Raw genomic sequence first — 18,725 nt, 5'->3', positions numbered from 1 at the left:
TACATAGATGCCCAATAAGCATTTCTCACTTTCCATTTTCAACTTTCATTAGAACGGATATCCCACAGCAAAGTGGAAAGCAAAATCGCGGCTGAATTTAGGATGAATAATGGGATAACGGTCTTTTTTCTTTTCATAAGCCGGATTGATGGCCTTCATACCTCCGTCGAAACGCAATACAAAGAAATCCAGGTCAAGACGCAATCCCAAACCATATGCCACGGCAATCTGCTTATAGAACTTGTCAAATTTAAACTGACCTCCCGGCTGGTCTTTATAATCCCGTATTGTCCAGATATTCCCGGCATCTACAAAGAGGGCTCCTCTGAATTTCCAGAACAACCGTGTGCGGTATTCAATGCTGGCATCCAGCTTGATGTCTCCCGACTGGTTCATGAAGTTATTATCGCCGGGGAAAGAACCGGGCCCCAAATCACGTACAGACCATCCGCGCACACTGTTGGCGCCGCCGGAGAAGTAGCGCTTCTCAAATGGAAGCATTGTTGCATTGCCGTATGGAATGGCAATACCGGCACCAAAATGAAATGCCAATGAATTGCGGTTGTCAATGACCAGATTCTTGGCAAAGTCAAAATCGCCTTTCAGGTATTGGGCAAAAGGAATGTTCAACAAGGTGTATTCCCCCGATGCATTCTTCTTCATTCCTCCGAGCTTTGCCACAGCATACAACAAGTTACCCGCCGATTCAAAATTGAGGCGGATGGTATAGGAATTTCCGATACCGGAGTTATTCATCAATGCTCTTCCGGCACTGTTGTAGATATAGCTATAGCCGGTGCGGACAATAAAGCGGTCTTCATAATTGTATTTGAGGATGTAGTTCTCGTCTTTCTCCAGATAATCCTCTTTGAATGTCTGGTCTATGCTGGGCATATACAGATAGTTGATGTCCAGCAAATCAATGCGATGCTGCGAACGCTGTTGTTGTACCCCCCATTTGTAGCTCCATCCGGCAGATGCTACAATGCGCGTGAATTCGGGTCTCATCTGGTAGTTATATTGCAATCCGAATTCTGTAGTAGCCCTTATCCTCCGCTTGAAATCGCTGGATACAAAGGGAAACATAAACCGTGGGAAGTTGATGGTTGCTTCCGCACCTAATTCTATGTAGTCTTGATTCAAGGAGCTCTGCAAACCGGACACAGCCTCGTATGCCCCACGTAGCTTGAACATGAATGTTTCGGAACCTTTGAACATGTTGCGGTGCTGAAAAGCCACCGAAGCGGCAGCTCCCAAATCGCCGGCAGAGTTTGTGCCTTCCACCTCAAAAGATACGGACTGATGCTTGCCTCTGGTCAGCATCACATAGGCGTTGAGCTTTGCACTGTCACTCTGTTGCACTTCAAAAAAACGGATATTGGTATATTTCAGGGCTTGCAGGCGTCCGTAGTTGGAGTAGGTACGCTGCACGTTCTGCTCGTTATAGAGAGTTCCCGGAGTGATGCGCAGATTGTTGGTCAGCACTTTGGGGCGCAGATAAAGCTTGTCTTTGTAGTAGATGGGAAAGCCTTTGTAATGCAATGAATCATTCACCTCGATGCTGTTCTGGGTGGATGCCTGCAACACATTATAATCGGTAATGAAACTCACTTTATTGATAGTGTATTGCCGGTGATTCTGCGGCGTATCCTCGTTATGCTGTCTGTATGGAGCCAAATGCAGTGTCAAATCTACCAGATAAGAATTACGGACAGTATCCGCAGTATAGGATATGTACTCTTTATTGAACTTGTAATATCCATTCTGAAGCAGTTTGTTTGTGATGCGCTGGCGTTCTGCATCCAGTACATTGACATCAAAATACATGCCTTCGGATAATAAGGTTACTGCGGAATCCTGCCGCATGTATTCCTTTATTTTACTGTCCTGGATATCATATTTCAAGGTACGAACTTTATAGGGCTTGCCGGTTGTCACTTTATAGACCAACTTCATCTTTTTCTTCTTGACTTGGCGTACCGGTTCCACCAGGGCGCCCATATAGCCCATATTCTGCACAGCCTTAGTGATTTCTTCCCTGGTCCGGTTGGTTTCCTCCTCACTGTATATGACCGGGGCATCACCTAATTTCCTCAATGTACGGTTTATCCAGCGTGTAGAGTCCCGTCCGGACCAGTTGTAGACATACAACTGGGTCTTTATCAGGCTGAACCACTTCGCATTGGGATTCTGGCGGATGTACATGGAGAGATTGGATGGTTTTACTTCCTTATTATCAGTATGTATGCGCACTTCATCCAGCAAATACGAGCCGTCCGGCACATATTTGGTAGAAGAACAGGAAGCCAACAAAAGTACGATAGTAGTAAGTATCGCGTAGCGGAAACCTTTATTCATACCGAGTCATTAATTGCGCATAAACAGCTACAAATATACTTGTATTTTTTTGTTCCCGAAATAAAAAACGCCGGAAGAGTGCAGAGTTTTTGATTATATTGAAATAATCACGTATTTTTGTCAAATGATAACATGTGTGTCCTATGGCATTAAGTAAAAATCGCATTAAATATATCCACTCGTTGGAGCAGAAAAAGAACCGGAAGGCCGACAAGGTATTTCTGGCAGAAGGACCTAAACTCGTAGGGGATTTGTTGGGACATTTTCCTTGTCAGTTCTTGCTGGCAACTTCAGAATGGCTTTCCCGGAACCGCCCTCTCTCCACCGTAACGGATGTCACGGAAGTATCGGAGGAGGAACTTTCGCGTGCCAGCCTGCTGAAAACTCCCCAACAAGTGCTGGCTGTGTTCCGGCAGCCGGATGAGGAGACGGATATTTCCGTCATCAGCCACTCCCTCTGTCTGGCTTTGGATGATGTGCAAGACCCCGGTAACCTGGGAACGATTGTCCGCCTTGCTGATTGGTTCGGGATAGAGCATATTTTCTGTTCGCCCAACACGGTGGATATCTATAATCCCAAAACTGTGCAGGCCACGATGGGAGGTATCGCACGCGTCAGACTGCATTATACTCCCCTACCCGAGTTCATCCGCTCACTGAAGGATATTCCCGTTTACGGCACTTTCCTGGACGGAGAGAATATGTACGGACAACCGCTTTCGAAAAATGGGCTGATTGTGATGGGTAATGAAGGAAATGGCATCGGAAAAGAAGTGGAGGCACTCATCAACCGCAAACTATACATACCGAATTATCCCGCCAGCCGTGAGACCTCGGAGTCATTGAACGTGGCTATTGCCACAGCAGTAGTTTGCGCTGAGTTCCGGCGCCAGGCTGCATTGTAGTAAAATCAAAAGGAAAAAACAACCAGGGAATCAAATAAGGCAATTCTTCCTCGATAACCGGAGGGATTGCCGTCAGTATATTGCAGCACGTATCAAAATGAGGATAGTCTGTTTCCACCTCCGTAAGCAAAGCTATGACTCCCGGTAGCCATTCCGTATTCTCCACCTCTTCTGTCAATGGGAAGATACGTGATACACATTGTCCTTCACCTATCTCCACCACATATTGTTTCAGATAGCCATGCCCGGGAAGAAACAGAAAATGGGAAGCGTAGCGTTTCATGCTTTCGGACGGGGACGTATGGTTCTGGGAGTCGTGGTATTTTCCTGCTCCTGAATTTCCAGAGGTTTCAATTTCTCAGGTTTTCCGATACTGTCTTTGCGAAGGGAGTCTGTCGCCTGCTGAAGGCTGTCCTTTGGGGCAATGACCAAGCTGTCCGTGGCGTGATAGCGCATCAGTGAGATACGGTCTGCCAGCAAAGGCTGTGGAGTCTCCTGCTGCGGATAATAGATGAACCCGCGTATTTCCTTGATTTCTCCTAAAGTATCGGTAAACAAGGTGAGCGTTTCCACACCTGTGTCTTGTACTTTCCGAATGGCACTGATGACACTGTCATTCTTTTCGTAAAGAATCTGCATCGCCATCAACGGAGCATGTATGCTGTCCGGTGCACCGTTGTGGAAACGGAAGCGCACGCTCCAGCGCAGCGTGTCACGGTCGTGGAAATTGGTGTCTGATGGCAACGTAAACGTTATCTTGTTGTCCAGGGGCATACCCGTCAACTGATAGATATGCTGCCATATCCACACGTCGATACTGTCTCCGGGAAGTGATTCTTTCGGCTTGTTGTCACGCAGGGCAATCAAGTGGTTGATACCGTCTCTCTCGGCTTTCAACCGTACATTCACTTTCTCGTAGATTTTGGTAAGTACTTCCGGGTTACGGGCAAACCAGACCATAGAAGAGTCAAAATCGGCCTGAGTAATGCCATATTTCTTGAAAACCGATTCAATGTATAGCACCCGCTTATAACTTTCGTTATACGGCACTTCTTCACCCATAGCTTTGGCTATGTGATAATCATAAAGCACGTTTTCCATCTTGGCATCCGGAAGGACGGTTTCAGGTCTTTTCACCTTACAAGCCGTCAGACTGAACGCCAGAAGGACTACGCTACACCATTGAATTCGATTTATTCCTTTCATTTATAATTTATTCCTCTAACATTAGTTAAGGATATAACTATTTCTTATTTTTCTTTATTTTGCCAATAATATATACAGTAATCCCTATCAAAATTAGAATGCAACCTTGCATTAACATGTCTACAAATAACTTGATATCATTAAATATATAACCAATGAGCCAACCTAATGCGATACAAGTAATGCCAATTTTTATTCCGTTCTTTCCGATTTTCGTTAAATTAGGAGTTACAGTATGAAAAACTTCATTCAAATATTTGCTATAGAATAACAATAGTGAGATAATACCACAACTTATTGCTGCATCAGCAAAGTTAAAAATCGGACTAAAGAAAATAAAATGCTGTCCACCGATAAATGGTAGCCACTGGGGCCAGTTAGTATCAATGATAGGGAAATAAAACATATCTACTACCTTACCATAAAATAAGGAAGCATACCCTCCTCCTTCAGGTAGAAAAGAGGCTATCTGGGAATGAGTACTTTCATTAAACAGTACACCATAAAATACACTATCAATTATATTTCCTAATGCTCCAGTAAGGATAAGTGATATACAGATTATAAATCCAGTTTTAACACCTTGTTTTACAAATTTATATAAGAACCATCCTATGATTGTTACAGCAACAATACGAAATGACGTCAAAAACAGCTTTCCTAATATTTCCATACCGAAAGCCATACCATTATTTTCTGTAAAGTATATATAAAACCAATCTGTGACACGTATACTTTCGTGCCAATACATATGTGTTTTTATCCATACTTTTATTATCTGGTCGATAATTAATACCGAAAAAATAACAAGTAACGCAATTCGACTTTTGGTGAAAAAATTACCCATTTCTATTTCTTGCCGTTATTTTTAGCTTCTATGCTTAAGGTAGCATGGGGCACAGCACGTAAGCGTTCTGCCGGAATCAACTTACCAGTTTCACGACAAATACCGTATGTTTTGTTTTCAATACGTACTAAAGCAGCTTGTAATCCTTGGATGAACTTTAGTTGACGCTGTGCTAAACGTGTTGTTTCTTCCTTAGACAAAGTATTAGCGCCCTCCTCCAACACTTTATAAGTAGGAGATGTATCGTCGGTATCGTTACCATCTGCACCTGTTAGGCTGGCCTTTAATAGTTCATAGTCACGTTGTGCCAATTCCAACTTTTCTAAAATGATAGCACGGAATTCTTCCAATTCTGCATCTGAGTATCTTGTCTTTTCTGCCATAACTTTACATGTTTAATTAATTATTCTTTAACAATGCTCACATGGAGTTTGAAGTTTTCAAACTCTATTTCGGTACCATTTTCAATAAAATCCTTAAGTTCTAGAGAAGTCCCCAAAACTTGGTTACAAATATAGTCTTTATTATTAATTACTGCACTATCTGTTTGTGGATTTTTAGATAGTGTTATTTTTATTTTATCAGTAATTTCAAGACCACTTGATTTACGTATATTTTGGATACGATTTACTAATTCACGAGCAATACCTTCAAATCGAAGTTCTTCCGTTATCTCAATATCTAAACCTACTGTTAGATTACCATTCGTCATTGTCAACATGCCAGGAGCGTCTTCTGTTAATATTTCCACATCACTAAGTTCTATAACAGCAACTGTATCATTTATTTTCAAAGAGTATTTCCTTTCTGATTCGAATTTTAATATTTCTTCTTGAGAAAGTTCTTCTACAGCTATAGCTATGGACTTCATCAGTTTGCCAAACTTGGGCCCCATCTTTTTATAATCACATTTGACGCGTTTTATAATCATCCCAATAGTATTACTACTCATTAATGTTAAGGATTTAACATTAACTTCAGCCTCTATTAAATGCTTTACTGCGTTAAGACGTCTTTCCATATCCTCATTTGTGATAGGTATCCATGCTGTGTATAATGGCTGACGAACCTTAATATCTGCTTTGCGGCGCAATGCCAATACCATGGAAGTGACGTCTTGCGCCATCTGCATACGGGCTTCCAGTTCCTTGTCTATCATTTCCTCCTTATACTCGGGGAACTTGGCAAGGTGTACGGAAACGACGTTGTCGCGTCCGGTAACTTCGGTCAGGTCGGAATAGAGCATATCAGCATAGAACGGAGCGATGGGTGCCATCAGCTTAGCCACGGTTTCGAGGCATGTATAGAGTGTCTGGAATGCAGAGAGCTTGTCCTGCGTCATACCACCGCCCCAGAAACGTTTGCGGTTCAGGCGGACATACCAGTTGGAGAGGTTGTCATTCACGAATTCGGAAATGAGACGTCCCGCCTTTGTGGGTTCGTATTCATTGTAGCAGGTATCCACGTTCTTCACCAGCGTATTCAGCACGGAGAGAATCCAGCGGTCTATCTCGGGACGTTCCGTCATGGGCACGTCGGCTTCCTTGTATTCAAATTCGTCCACATTGGCATAGAGGGCGAAGAATGAATAGGTGTTATAGAGTGTTCCGAAGAACTTGCGGCGCACCTCTTCCACGCCATCCACGTCGAACTTGAGGTTGTCCCACGGAGAGGAGTTGGTAATCATGTACCAGCGCAACGGGTCGGAACCGTATTTCTCGATGGTCGAGAAGGGGTCTACGGCATTGCCCAAGCGCTTGGACATCTTGTTTCCGTTCTTGTCGAGCACCAGACCATTGGAGATGACGGCTTTGTAGGCGGTGCTGTCGAACACCATCGTGGCGATGGCGTGCAACGTGAAGAACCAACCGCGTGTCTGATCCACCCCTTCGGCGATGAAATCGGCAGGATATACCTGGTGGCTATCCAGCAGTTCCTTATTCTCGAACGGATAGTGTATTTGTGCATAAGGCATGGCACCGGAATCGAACCAAACGTCAATCAAGTCCGTCTCGCGTTTCATCGGCTTGCCGTCTTTGGAAACAAGGATGACATCGTCCACGTAAGGACGGTGCAAGTCTATCTTGTCGTAATTCTCTTTGGTATATACACCCGGCTGGAAGTCCTTCTCCTTGTAAGGGTTGGACTGCATCAGGCCGGCAGCCACGGATTTCTCTATTTCGTTGTAGAGCTCTTCTACAGACTCGATACATTTTTCCTCGCTATTGTCCTCCGTGCGCCAGATGGGCAGCGGAGTACCCCAATAGCGCGAACGGCTGAGGTTCCAGTCATTCAGGTTTTCCAGCCACTTGCCAAAACGTCCCGTACCGGTGCTTTCCGGCTTCCAGTTGATGGTCTTGTTCAACTCTATCATACGTTCTTTGCAAGCGGTGCTGCGGATAAACCAGCTATCCAGCGGATAGTACAATACGGGTTTGTCCGTACGCCAGCAGTGCGGATAATTGTGTACATGCTTTTCTATCTTGAATGCCTGGCGGGCGGCTTTCATCATCATGCAGAGTTCGATATCCAATGATTCGGCAGCTTGTGCAGCCTGCTCATCATACTTGCCGTCTACAGTGAATTGAGGGTCATAGGCATTCTTTACCCACTTGCCCTGATAGTCTTTGTAAAGGTCTGCATTGACACATGCCTTTACAAACTCCTCGTCCAGTTCGTCAATCAAGAAGAACTTACCGGTGAGGTCTACCATCGGGCGGGTCTCACCCTTCTTGTTTATCATGAACAAGGACGGTATACCTGCAGCGCGTGCCACAAAAGCATCGTCCGCACCAAAGGTCGGGGCAATGTGTACGATACCCGTACCGTCTTCAGTCGTCACATAGTCACCAGAAATTACACGGAAACCTTTGTCGCTGGGAGTCCAGCTACCGTCTTCGGCAACGTCTATCGGTTTCACCCAAGGGATGAGCTGTTCGTACTCCATACCTACCAAATCGGGGCCTTTGTACTCACCTACTATCTTGAAAGGTATCAGCTTATCACCCGGCTTATAATCCTCTAATGCAATGCCTTCCGCTTTTTTGTTGAAGTGAGTGTAGAGCAGTGCTTTTGCCAAGACAACAGTCATCTTCTCACCGCTATATCCGTTGTAAGTCTGTACGGCCACGTAGTCTATCTTGGGACCGACGCAGAGCGCAGTGTTGCTGGGCAACGTCCACGGAGTAGTGGTCCATGCCAGGAAGTAAGGAGTTCCCCACTCTGCCATTTCCGGTTTCGGATGCTTCATCTTGAACTGTGCCACCATGGTCGTGTCTTTTACGTCACGGTAACATCCGGGCTGGTTCAACTCGTGCGAGCTGAGTCCGGTTCCGGCAGCAGGAGAATAAGGTTGTATGGTATACCCTTTATAAAGGAGTCCTTTCTTATAGAGCTGTTTCAGCAGCCACCACAAGGTTTCGATGTAGCGGTTGTCGTAGGTGATATACGGGTCCGTCATGTCCACCCAGTAGCCCATCTTGTGCGTCAGGTCTTCCCATTCCTTGGTGAACTTCATGACGTCCTTGCGGCAGGCAGCATTGTATTCTGCTACGGAAATAGTCTTGCCAATATCCTCTTTCGTAATGCCGAGTGCTTTTTCCACACCCAGTTCCACGGGCAGTCCATGAGTATCCCATCCGGCCTTACGCTTTACTTGGAACCCCTTCATCGTTTTGTAACGGCAGAAAATGTCCTTAATGGAGCGAGCCATTACGTGGTGAATGCCCGGCATACCATTGGCCGAGGGAGGTCCTTCGAAAAATACGAAAGAAGGACAACCTTCACGTTCTGTCATACTCTTGGCGAAAACCTGGTTTTCGTCCCATTTCTTCAACACTTTTCCGTTCACTTCGGAAAGGTCGAGCTTCGAATATTCGGCAAACTTCTTACCCATCTTGATATTTACTATTTGACAATTTACAATTTACGATTGAAGATACTCTTGATAGGCATTTGGTACGTCAAAAGCTACCTTCTCCATTTTAAGGGTGCAAATTTACAAAAAACTTAAATACAAGAGACTTTTTAGGTAGAAAAAGCTGGATAAGTGCAGTAAAATGTTTTATTTAAGGATGAAAAGAGGGATAATAAGAGTGATTAATATCCTTTTAGACATAGAATTCAAAAAATAAAAAGAAAGACTCCTAATATATTCGCACAACTTGAAGAGATTCACTATCTTTGCCATTAGAAGAATGATATTTAGACCAAATATGCAACATAGAATATATAGAACTGCAAAACCTTTTGTAAAATGGGTAGGTGGAAAGACGCAGCTTTTAGGAGATATAGAGCGTACCTTACCATCTGACTTCTCACAGAAAAAAAACGTTATTTATGTAGAACCTTTCGTTGGAGGTGGGGCTGTTTTATTTTGGATATTACAGCAATTTCCCAATATTCAAAAAGCTGTGATTAATGATATAAATCCCCATTTGATAACTACATATAAAGTTATTAAGGAACAACCATATAAATTGATTGAACAATTAAAAGAACTTCAAGAAAAGTATATCCCCTTGGGAGAAGAAGACAGAAAAGAGTATTATTTAAATAAGCGCGACATATATAACGCTTCATCCTTGTCTGAAATAGAGACCGCCGCTTTATTCATTTTTTTAAATAGGACATGCTTCAATGGGTTGTATAGAGTAAATTCTAAAGGAAAATTCAATGTTCCCCATGGAAAATATGCCAATCCTAGAATTTGTGATGAAGATACAATTCTTGCAGATTCTAAGATTTTGCAAAAGGTAGATATTTTGTGTGGGGATTTCGAGAAAACAATAGCTTACGCTTCTCCTGATGCTTTATTCTACTTTGATCCTCCATATAAACCTTTAAGCAAAACTTCTTCTTTCAACTCGTATGCCAAAGATGAGTTTGACGATAATGAACAAATACGGCTACGCGATTTTTGTCACAAGATAGTTCAATATAAAACTAATTTCATCTTAAGTAATTCGGATGTGAAAGGCAAAGACGAAAATGATAATTTCTTTGATGAGATTTATAACGAATACCATATTCAGCGAGTAATGGCTACGCGAATGGTTAATGCCAATCCTGAAAAAAGAGGGAAACTGTCCGAACTTATGATTTCTAATATTAGCATGAATTATAGATAAATTTGTATGGAAAGAGATTTTAAACAATGGCTTGCACTGTTTCGTACAAGTATTGCGAACTACCAATATTATACATACTTTGACAAAGTTTTCTCTAATGTTGATGCTATTAAAGTGGAATTGAATATTATGAATTCTCTTATTGGCAGCAAAAATATAGAAAACGATTTTGATAATTTATTATGTAAATACCCTAGTATTCTAAAGTGTATTCCTATTCTGATAGCAAAGCGTGAAATGGATATAGAAGCTATAGATGAAGAAGGCAGCTTCTGTTATAATTTCAAAAAAATGAACTATAGTGTAGAGCAATATAAAATATTTATGCGCAAAACTGGTATTTTCAACTTGATTGAGAATCGCATTATCGGAAGTCTTGTAGATTATGTTACAGGAATAGAAACTGGGCTTGATTCTAATGGAAGAAAAAATAGAGGTGGACACCTGATGGAGAACCTCGTCGAATCATATATACAGAAGGCTGGGTTTGTAAAAGGTATCACCTACTTCAAAGAAATGTATATTCATGCTATCGAAAAGAAATGGGGTATTGATTTATCTTCAATATCTAACCAAGGTAAGGCAGAGAAACGATTTGATTTTGTCGTAAAAACACCTACCATGGTATATGGTATAGAAACCAATTTTTATGGAAGTAGTGGCTCTAAGCTTAACGAAACAGCAAGAAGTTACAAAACGATAACCTTGGAAACCAAAGACCTAACAGATTTTACATTTGTCTGGTTTACGGATGGAAAAGGATGGAATAGTGCGCGTCGAAATTTGGAAGAAACTTTTGATGTACTTGAACATATATACAATATTAATGATATGGAGAACGGCATTATAAGTAAAATCATGAAATAAATAGAACGATGAAAAACATCTATCAACATAATATAGAACTAGAGCCTATTCGTATAAACAATGCGGATAAAGCTACTTTCTCACAAAAACTTATAGATTTACCATATCGAGGTTATGAAGTCGAAGAACTCTCTGATGGTAGGAAAATCGTTATCACGAAGCCTGGTGGTAAATCTGTATATGGAAGACCTAAAAAAGAAGATTTTTTAGTATTCATCTATAATCCCAATGATAATACACTATGGCAAATATCTCACAAACAAATCTTAGAAGATGTAATAAATAAAGTTCAGGAAAACAAAGATAAAGCAAAAGTATTTCTGACTTTAATGGAAAAAACATATAATGGAGAAGAACCTTCCGATTTTATAAATGAAATAAGAGCTTTAAATTTCGCTTCCGGTGAAACTCCTGAGGCTTTAATAAAAGTATATAAATGGATATGGGGGCAGGAAGATGTCAATTATCCCACTGGAGAAGGTCGGTTAATGTCCTGGAAGGAATATCAAGAGATTATTGCTAAATTATGATTCCTTATTTCAAATCCTCCGACCGTGCCTTTACCCTCCTGCATGGTGACTGCATCGAATTATTAAAGCAATTCAGTTTCAAGTTCGATATGATATTTGCCGATCCTCCTTACTTTCTCAGTAATGGAGGGATAAGTGTGCAAAGTGGGAAGATGGTATGCGTGGATAAAGGGGAATGGGATAAAGGAGGTACTCCTGAATACATAGATTCGTTCAATCGAGCATGGATAAGCGAATGCCAAAATAAACTGAAGGAAAATGGAACAATATGGATTAGCGGTACATATCATAATATTTTTTCAATAGCCAATATCCTGACTGAATTAGGATTTAAGATTTTGAATGTAGTGACATGGGCAAAGACCAATCCGCCACCTAATATTTCATGTCGTTATTTTACACACTCAACAGAGTTCATTATTTGGGCACGCAAGTCTGCTAAAATAACACACTACTATAATTATAGTATCATGAAGCAAATCAACAGCAACAAGCAGATGACGGACGTATGGCAATTACCGGCCATAGCTCGTTGGGAAAAATCATGTGGCAAACATCCTACTCAGAAACCCTTATCTGTATTGTCGCGTATTATTTTGGCATCAACTCGTGGTGGTGCGTGGATTCTCGACCCATTTACAGGCAGCAGCACTACAGGAATTGCAGCCAATCTTTTGGGACGCCGTTTTTTAGGAATTGATAGAGAAGAAGAATATCTAATCCTTAGTAAAAACCGTAAAAAAGAAATAGAACAAATTGCAAAATTTTCTCTATATCATAAAAAGATTAAAGATATTTCTCTTTTGAATAATGCAGAGAGAATGTCAGTACACGAAAAAGAAGTCTCCATTTATGATTTGCCGTTTTAGTTTGAGCGAATCACGTTTCTCAAAATAAGCCAAAATCCACGGGTTCCCTAAGCAAAAACGGCAAAAAACGTAAATTTAGCTCAAACAAGCGACCTGAAAACTACGTTGAAAACAACAAATGAGAGGGCTATTTTGCTGAGTTCAACAAATGGTATGTAGAATTCTGCGAATGCTATTGCCGCAATCAGCAATAAGCGTGCAGAGAACAGCATGGGAAAGAATAATAAAGTATTATATTAAAAGAAATAATAACAGCATCATCAGCGGATAGACTTCAACTGTTGCTGCTGTAACTATAATGCAAGGTGAAATAATTAAGGTAATGATTCACCACTCCGAAACAATCCGATGTCTCATCGAAAGAGAGAAAGTAATACATCAGGTTTTCGGGTTCTTTCTTTTGGGTCAGGATTTCGTCCACATAGGCAAGAAAGGCGTTTTTGATGCTGTTATCGTTGTAGTAGTCTGCCAACTTTGCCAGTTTACGTTCTATGGGTTTGTTATGCTGCAATTGCATGGCAGATTTCGAGCGTTCAGGCTTCACATCTCCGGTCAGTCCCCCATCATTATAGTATTGGCGGCGCTCGTCATAGACTTGGCTCAGCAGTTGATAGATTCGGGCGGCAGCCTCGTGATTTATGGCGGAGGCAGGCTTCAGTTGTTCTTCCTTGCTCTTCTTCTGCATAGTGGCGTGGTAGGCAAAGTAGAGGATGAAGTCACGGAAGAGCGTGGTTTGGGGCATGATGATTTCTACCAGGACATCCACGTCGGCAAGTACACTGAAGTCCACGGAGTAATAGCGGACACGTCCACGGGTGACGGAATTGACCTTTATGTCGGTTTTCAAGAAGCCCAAGGCCGAGAATTGCTTAATGATGACTTCCTGCCGGGTACGGCGGATACGGGTTTCTTCCTCTACACGCGCCTGGGAGTAATGGAAAGGCTTGTATTTAAAAGAAATCTGTTTTACTGTAAGCCAGTCGAACAGAATCAGCTCGTCGGGAGCCAGACGGTAGTTAAGTAATCGCAACACATTGATGCAGAGAGGTATTTCGGGAGCAGAGAGAGCTTTCTTGGCCATTGTTTCTGTTTTTTAGAATAAAAGTTTTGTAAAGATACGGATAAACTATGGAATTACCATCCGAAATGCCATACTTCATCGTCCCGGATGCCACACTTCAGCAGCTGAAATGCCACACTCCGTTGTCCGAAACCTATGGCATTCCGGACGATGAAGTGTGGCATTTCGGAGAATAAGGTGTGGCATTGGAGGCAACCGAGTGTGGCATTCGGGAAAGTCATCTTTTCATCTTCACCTCGTACAAATCGCCTCTCCGGTCTTTCAGGTTGCGTACACTGCCGTAGGTATGCAGTTCATTCAGCAAGTCCAGATCCACATCCGACACAAGAATCATTTCGGTATTCGGAGTGGCTTCCGCACGCTTGCCGTCTGTGGGGAAAGCGAAGTCGCAGGGAGTGAACACGCCGGACTGGGCATACTGGATGTCCATGTTGTGCACGCGGGGAAGATTGCCTACACTGCCGGCTATCACTACAAAGCACTCGTTTTCGATGGCACGAGCATGGGCGCACACCTTTACGCGGCTGTAAGCATTCTGCGTATCGGTAAGGAAAGGAACAAAGAGTATCTGCATGCCTTGGTCCGCCATGATGCGGCTCAGTTCGGGGAACTCTACATCGTAGCATATCAGCACGCCTATCTTAGCACAGTCCGTATCGAAAGTTTGGATGGACTTGCCTCCGCTCAGTCCCCAGGACTTTATCTCGTCGGGAGTGACATGTATCTTTTCGTACATTTCATAACTTCCGTCACGTCGGCAGAGGAATCCTACGTTGTATAGCAGCCCGTCTTCCTTGATAAGCGGCATACTGCCCGTAATAATGTTGATGTTATAGCTGATGGCGAGCTTGACGAAACGCTCCTTGATTTCCTCGGTATAGGCCGCCAGCCCGCGGATAGCCTGCGACTCGCCCTCGTTGTTGAATTTTGCCATCAACGGTGCGTTGAAGTATTCGGGAAAAAGGACAAAGTCACTCTTGTAGTCGCTCACGGCATCCACAAAAAATTCCACTTGCTCAAAAAGGTCATCCAGTGTCTTGTAGGTACGCATCTGCCATTGTACCAAGCCTACGCGGACAGTGGTTTTGGGGTTTACATAGTCTTGTGTGGGAGCCTGATAGTAGATATTGTCCCATTGCAGCAGGCAGGCGTAGTGCTTGGACTCCTCATCATTGGGAAGGTAGTTGCGCATCACCTTGCGCACGTGGAAGTCGTTAGAGAGCTGAAAGGTCAGCACCGGATCGAAGATCTCCTTTTGCTTCACCTTATCTATGTACTCCTTGGGGCGGATTTGATCGGCATATTTGTAGTAGTTGGGGATACGTCCGCCAAACATGATTGCCTTCAGGTTCAATGTCTCGCAAAGTTCCTTGCGGTATTCATACATACGGCGTGCCAGACGCAGGCCACGGTATTGGGGATGGATAAAGACTTCGATGCCATAAAGTATGTTGCCTTTCGGATTGTGGGTGTTGAAAGTCTCCTTGCCCGTAACCTGGGCGTAAGTGTGGTCGTTCTTCACATCATCGTAGTTCACTATGATGGAAAGCGCACAGCCCACGATTTTCTCGTCAACCACCGTCACAATCTGCCCCTCGGGGAAGATGCGTATCAGTTTTTCTATTTGTTTGTGCGTCCAGAACACATCGCTTCCGTCTGAATAAACGCGCGTAAACGATTGTGCCAACTGGTCATAATCTTCAATCTGCAGATTGCGTATCTGCACCTTATTGATTTTCATTGAATCCATAACTTTCTTGCTATTCCTGATTAAAAACAGTGCAAAGGTACGGTTTATCCTTACATGTTATCTTCCCCTCCGAAGATTTTTCTTTCCCATCTTGAACGGATAAGGGAAAAGATACGGAATTGATAACAAAAAGAGGAGGCATTCATCAGGCCTCCTCTTTCCCGTCTTATATGGACAGTTTCAATGACGGTCTTATCTATTGTTTCTTCTATTCTTCCACAGCTTGGTCATGTCTTCCAGTGTCTTGCCTTTCGTTTCGGGAACAAGCTTCCAGACAAACAGAGCAGCCACCACACAGATGATTCCGTATAAGCCATAAGCAAACATGTGCCCGAACTTGTCTCCCATATCTCCCAAACTCATATTGTACATAGGTACGAAGGTGGAAGATACAATGAAATTGAATATCCATTGGAAGGCTACGGCAATGGCTACTGCAGCGCCACGGATGGTATTCGGGAAGATTTCAGCAATCAGTACCCAGCAGATGGGGCCCCAGCTGAACATGAACGAAGCACTGTAGACCATGATGCTGACAACAGCCAACATGGGAGGAAGCCCTGCCACAACGTTGCAAAGAGCTACTCCGAAAGCACCTATCGCCATGCCGATAGACCCCGAGATGAGCAGCGGTTTACGTCCCCATTTCTCGACTGTAAAGACAGCCAGCAACGTGAACAGAATATTGATGATACCCATGATGACGGTTTGAACCATCGGGTTGCCCATTCCCATCGTTTCGAAGATACGCGGTGCGAAATAGAGTACGGCGTTGATACCTACCGCTTGCTGGAATACACTCAGCATGATACCGATAAAGATAACCATCCAGCCATAAGTGAAAAGCTTTTCCGTCTTTTCCTCTGCCGTGGCTTTGATTTGAGACAGAATAACCTTTGCCTGAGCCAAGCCGTTGATACGGCTTAACACCTGGAGTGCCTTATCATCCTTGCCACTCATGGCAAGATAGCGTGGCGTTTCGGGAACAAACAGTACGAGCAACGCAAAGACTCCTGCAGGAACAGCCTCACTGACAAACATCAGACGCCATCCTATCTCTGTGGTCCATGCTGCCGCTTCGGGATTCAGAATCTGGTTGACTCCTTCAATGGCCTTTATCACCGGATTTGAATTCTCGCCCAGAATAAGGAAATTCACGAAGTAAACCACCAACTGGCCGAAGATAATGGCAAACTGATTCCATGATACCAGAGTCCCGCGAATGTTGCTCGGCGCAATTTCCGCAATATACATCGGGCAGATGGCCGATGCCAAACCTACGCCGATTCCTCCCAATACACGGTAGAAATTGAATGCCACGAGCAAGGAATAGGAAGGAACACCATAGTCGAAGAAAAGGAATTCCGGGTAGTAGGAGCCCAATGCCGACAGAAAGAACAAGACGCCGGCTATGAAAAGAGAATTCTTACGTCCCAGATTGGATGCGAAGAATCCCGAAAGAGCACTACCGATGATACATCCGATAAGTGCACTGGAAGAGGTAATGCCGTGAATCGTATCTGTGTAGACAAAATCGGAGGCACCCATAAAAAATGCCTGAAGCCCTTTATCGGCACCGGATATGACTGCTGTATCGTAGCCGAAAAGCAAGCCCCCGATGACGGCTACCAGCACAATAGAGAAGAGGTAGAGTTTACTGCCTTTTTCTGTATAATTCATGATATTAATGATTAATGGTTAATGATTAGCGATTAATGATTAGCGATTAATGATTAATATTGAAACACCTCATGCGCAACTTATTAACCACTAATCACTAAACATTGATCATTATTAGCAGTACATATTCACGATTGCCTCATACAATTCCTGCTTGCCGCTGGTCTGTTTCGGCTCACCGTTGGCTTTTGCGTAAGCTACCAAATCCTCCAGCGTCAGTTTGCCATCTTCAAATTCCTTGCCTTTACCACTGTCGAAGGAAGCATAGCGGTCGGCCAGCATCTTCTTGTAAGGAGACTCTTCAAGCAGTTTGGCTGCACTTTCCAGTGCACGTGCCATCACGTCCATACCGGCGATGTGGGCAATGAAAATGTCTTCCAGGTCGGTGGAGTTGCGACGGGTCTTGGCATCGAAGTTTGTACCGCCATTGCCAAAGCCTCCGTTACGGATGATTTGCATCATTGCCTGGGTCAGTTCGAAGTTGTCAATGGGGAACTGGTCTGTATCCCAGCCGTTCTGGTAGTCACCACGGTTGGCGTCGATGGAGCCGAGCATACCGTTGTCTACGGCTACTGCGAGTTCGTGCTCGAAGGTGTGGCCCGCCAAAGTAGCGTGGTTCACTTCGATGTTCACCTTGAAATCTTTGTCCAGATTGTGAGCCTTCAAGAAGCCGATAACGGTTTCGGTGTCTACATCATACTGGTGTTTTGTAGGTTCCATCGGTTTCGGTTCAATCAAGAAGGTACCTTTGAAGCCGCGGGCACGTGCATAGTCGCGGGCGATGGTCAACATCTGTGCGAGGTGCTCTTTCTCACGCTTCTGGTCTGTATTCAGCAATGACATGTAGCCTTCGCGACCGCCCCAGAATACATAGTTTGAGCCTCCCAGTTCGATAGTAGCGTCGATGGCGTTTTTGATTTGGATGGCGGCACGTGCCACAACATCGAAATCGGGATTGGTGGCTGCACCATTCATGTAGCGGGCATGGCCGAATACGTTGGCAGTACCCCACAACAGTTTGATGCCGGTTTCTGCTTGTTTCTGCTTGGCATACGCTACGATTTCCTTCAAGTTGGCTTCGTATTCTTCAATGGTCTCGGCTTCTTCGCAGAGGTCTACATCGTGGAAGCAGTAGTATTCGATACCCATTTTCTGCATGAATTCAAAGCCGGCGTCCATTTTGTTCTTGGCAGCCTGAACCTTGTCAGCCTCACCGTTCCAGGGGAATTTCTTTGTTCCGCCACCGAATTGGTCACCACCTTCTGCGCAAAGAGTGTGCCACCATGCCATGGCGAACTTCAGCCATTCGCTCATTTTCTTACCCATGATTACTTTATCGGCATCGTAATAACGGAATGCCATCGGGTTCTTGCTCTCTTTACCTTCGAATTTAATCTTTCCTATTCCGGGAAAATACTCTTTTGTTGCCATAAGAATTTAATGTTTTAATGTGAGAATGTGCCAATGACAGACACATTCATCACGGGGTTAATTATTAATTTA

General features: G+C 43.7%; 15 protein-coding genes and 1 pseudogene. 6 read left to right on the top strand and 10 right to left on the bottom strand.

The window, feature by feature from the left end; all coding sequences use genetic code 11:
* Positions 1 to 48 precede the first annotated feature (48 nt).
* Positions 49 to 2,358, bottom strand: coding sequence for a BamA/TamA family outer membrane protein (locus ACESTD_RS11560; protein WP_005837118.1), 2,310 nt, complete (start codon positions 2,356 to 2,358; stop codon positions 49 to 51).
* 143 nt (positions 2,359 to 2,501) lie between these two features.
* Between ACESTD_RS11560 and ACESTD_RS11555 the strand changes: the two genes are divergently transcribed.
* Positions 2,502 to 3,263: an RNA methyltransferase gene (locus ACESTD_RS11555; protein ID WP_008664596.1), complete on the top strand. Its 762-nt coding sequence runs from the start codon at positions 2,502 to 2,504 to the stop codon at positions 3,261 to 3,263.
* Here the strand turns inward: ACESTD_RS11555 and ACESTD_RS11550 are convergent.
* The 5 genes and pseudogenes from ACESTD_RS11550 to ileS all read right to left on the bottom strand — a co-directional run bounded on the left by ACESTD_RS11550 (position 3,211) and on the right by ileS (position 9,211).
* Positions 3,211 to 3,546 carry a hypothetical protein gene (locus tag ACESTD_RS11550; protein ID WP_005837115.1) on the bottom strand — a complete coding sequence of 112 codons (336 nt, stop codon included), beginning with the start codon at positions 3,544 to 3,546 and terminating at the stop codon, positions 3,211 to 3,213. The two genes, ACESTD_RS11555 and ACESTD_RS11550, sit on opposite strands and share 53 nt — an antisense overlap.
* Positions 3,543 to 4,469 (bottom strand): DUF4296 domain-containing protein, encoded by a 927-nt coding sequence (locus tag ACESTD_RS11545; RefSeq protein ID WP_373158883.1) that lies wholly within the window; start codon positions 4,467 to 4,469, stop codon positions 3,543 to 3,545. Before ACESTD_RS11545 ends, ACESTD_RS11550 begins: the two co-directional genes overlap by 4 nt.
* Before the next feature lie 229 nt (positions 4,470 to 4,698).
* A pseudogene (locus ACESTD_RS11540) lies at positions 4,699 to 5,316 on the bottom strand (lipoprotein signal peptidase); the annotation flags it as partial.
* A gap of 2 nt (positions 5,317 to 5,318) precedes the next feature.
* The gene (locus ACESTD_RS11535) at positions 5,319 to 5,699 is read right to left on the bottom strand and encodes a TraR/DksA C4-type zinc finger protein (RefSeq protein WP_005654117.1); all 381 of its coding nucleotides are present in this window, start codon (positions 5,697 to 5,699) and stop codon (positions 5,319 to 5,321) included.
* Between the two features lie 20 nt (positions 5,700 to 5,719).
* Entirely contained in the window at positions 5,720 to 9,211 is a 3,492-nt protein-coding gene (gene ileS, locus ACESTD_RS11530; RefSeq protein WP_195288657.1) for an isoleucine--tRNA ligase, read from the bottom strand.
* A gap of 319 nt (positions 9,212 to 9,530) precedes the next feature.
* On the opposite strand from ileS, the gene ACESTD_RS11525 reads away from it, so the two are divergent.
* Genes ACESTD_RS11525 through ACESTD_RS11510 form a run of 4 tightly spaced genes read left to right on the top strand, consistent with a single transcriptional unit; the run spans position 9,531 to position 12,711 of the window.
* Complete coding sequence (locus ACESTD_RS11525; RefSeq protein ID WP_008664601.1) at positions 9,531 to 10,445, top strand: DNA adenine methylase; 915 nt, start codon at positions 9,531 to 9,533, stop codon at positions 10,443 to 10,445.
* A 6-nt stretch (positions 10,446 to 10,451) separates the two neighbouring features.
* A complete protein-coding gene (locus tag ACESTD_RS11520; RefSeq protein ID WP_005825528.1) occupies positions 10,452 to 11,312 on the top strand; it encodes a type II restriction endonuclease in 861 nt (286 codons plus the stop codon).
* An 8-nt stretch (positions 11,313 to 11,320) separates the two neighbouring features.
* Positions 11,321 to 11,842, top strand: coding sequence for a hypothetical protein (locus ACESTD_RS11515; RefSeq protein ID WP_005825529.1), 522 nt, complete (start codon positions 11,321 to 11,323; stop codon positions 11,840 to 11,842).
* Positions 11,839 to 12,711 carry a site-specific DNA-methyltransferase gene (locus tag ACESTD_RS11510; protein ID WP_005825531.1) on the top strand — a complete coding sequence of 291 codons (873 nt, stop codon included), beginning with the start codon at positions 11,839 to 11,841 and terminating at the stop codon, positions 12,709 to 12,711. The genes ACESTD_RS11515 and ACESTD_RS11510 overlap by 4 nt, the downstream gene beginning before the upstream one ends.
* Positions 12,712 to 12,985: 274 nt before the next feature.
* On the opposite strand, the gene ACESTD_RS11505 is transcribed toward ACESTD_RS11510, so the two are convergent.
* On the bottom strand, positions 12,986 to 13,792 hold the full coding sequence (locus ACESTD_RS11505) for a hypothetical protein (RefSeq protein ID WP_005825533.1): 807 nt from the start codon (positions 13,790 to 13,792) through the stop codon (positions 12,986 to 12,988).
* A 47-nt stretch (positions 13,793 to 13,839) separates the two neighbouring features.
* Here ACESTD_RS11505 and ACESTD_RS11500 point away from each other — a divergent pair, with 47 nt between their 5' ends.
* A complete protein-coding gene (locus tag ACESTD_RS11500) occupies positions 13,840 to 13,968 on the top strand; it encodes a hypothetical protein (RefSeq protein ID WP_005837113.1) in 129 nt (42 codons plus the stop codon).
* A gap of 41 nt (positions 13,969 to 14,009) precedes the next feature.
* Here ACESTD_RS11500 and ACESTD_RS11495 read toward each other — a convergent pair whose 3' ends face one another.
* The 3 genes from ACESTD_RS11495 to xylA form a co-directional block, all read right to left on the bottom strand.
* On the bottom strand, positions 14,010 to 15,542 hold the full coding sequence (locus ACESTD_RS11495; protein ID WP_005825535.1) for a carbon-nitrogen hydrolase family protein: 1,533 nt from the start codon (positions 15,540 to 15,542) through the stop codon (positions 14,010 to 14,012).
* A 192-nt stretch (positions 15,543 to 15,734) separates the two neighbouring features.
* On the bottom strand, positions 15,735 to 17,222 hold the full coding sequence (gene xylE / locus ACESTD_RS11490; RefSeq protein ID WP_005825537.1) for a D-xylose transporter XylE: 1,488 nt from the start codon (positions 17,220 to 17,222) through the stop codon (positions 15,735 to 15,737).
* A gap of 114 nt (positions 17,223 to 17,336) precedes the next feature.
* Positions 17,337 to 18,653, bottom strand: coding sequence for a xylose isomerase (xylA, locus tag ACESTD_RS11485; protein ID WP_005825539.1), 1,317 nt, complete (start codon positions 18,651 to 18,653; stop codon positions 17,337 to 17,339).
* Between the last annotated feature and the right edge of the window lie 72 nt (positions 18,654 to 18,725).

Origin of the sequence: Bacteroides sp. AR20, from assembly GCF_964250605.1 — a bacterium.
Taxonomy (GTDB): Bacteria; Bacteroidota; Bacteroidia; order Bacteroidales; family Bacteroidaceae; genus Bacteroides; species Bacteroides uniformis.
This window is presented reverse-complemented; position numbering and strand designations above follow the sequence as displayed.

Bases quoted from the DNA above. Each gene is read 5' to 3' on its own strand.
- ACESTD_RS11560 (WP_005837118.1), bottom strand. From the start codon at position 2,358: ATGAATAAAGGTTTCCGCTACGCGATACTTACTACTATCGTACTTTTG.
- ACESTD_RS11555 (WP_008664596.1), top strand. From the start codon at position 2,502: ATGGCATTAAGTAAAAATCGCATTAAATATATCCACTCGTTGGAGCAG.
- ACESTD_RS11550 (WP_005837115.1), bottom strand. From the start codon at position 3,546: ATGAAACGCTACGCTTCCCATTTTCTGTTTCTTCCCGGGCATGGCTAT.
- ACESTD_RS11545 (WP_373158883.1), bottom strand. From the start codon at position 4,469: ATGAAAGGAATAAATCGAATTCAATGGTGTAGCGTAGTCCTTCTGGCG.
- ACESTD_RS11535 (WP_005654117.1), bottom strand. From the start codon at position 5,699: ATGGCAGAAAAGACAAGATACTCAGATGCAGAATTGGAAGAATTCCGT.
- ileS (WP_195288657.1), bottom strand. From the start codon at position 9,211: ATGGGTAAGAAGTTTGCCGAATATTCGAAGCTCGACCTTTCCGAAGTG.
- ACESTD_RS11525 (WP_008664601.1), top strand. From the start codon at position 9,531: ATGCAACATAGAATATATAGAACTGCAAAACCTTTTGTAAAATGGGTA.
- ACESTD_RS11520 (WP_005825528.1), top strand. From the start codon at position 10,452: ATGGAAAGAGATTTTAAACAATGGCTTGCACTGTTTCGTACAAGTATT.
- ACESTD_RS11515 (WP_005825529.1), top strand. From the start codon at position 11,321: ATGAAAAACATCTATCAACATAATATAGAACTAGAGCCTATTCGTATA.
- ACESTD_RS11510 (WP_005825531.1), top strand. From the start codon at position 11,839: ATGATTCCTTATTTCAAATCCTCCGACCGTGCCTTTACCCTCCTGCAT.
- ACESTD_RS11505 (WP_005825533.1), bottom strand. From the start codon at position 13,792: ATGGCCAAGAAAGCTCTCTCTGCTCCCGAAATACCTCTCTGCATCAAT.
- ACESTD_RS11500 (WP_005837113.1), top strand. From the start codon at position 13,840: ATGGAATTACCATCCGAAATGCCATACTTCATCGTCCCGGATGCCACA.
- ACESTD_RS11495 (WP_005825535.1), bottom strand. From the start codon at position 15,542: ATGGATTCAATGAAAATCAATAAGGTGCAGATACGCAATCTGCAGATT.
- xylE (WP_005825537.1), bottom strand. From the start codon at position 17,222: ATGAATTATACAGAAAAAGGCAGTAAACTCTACCTCTTCTCTATTGTG.
- xylA (WP_005825539.1), bottom strand. From the start codon at position 18,653: ATGGCAACAAAAGAGTATTTTCCCGGAATAGGAAAGATTAAATTCGAA.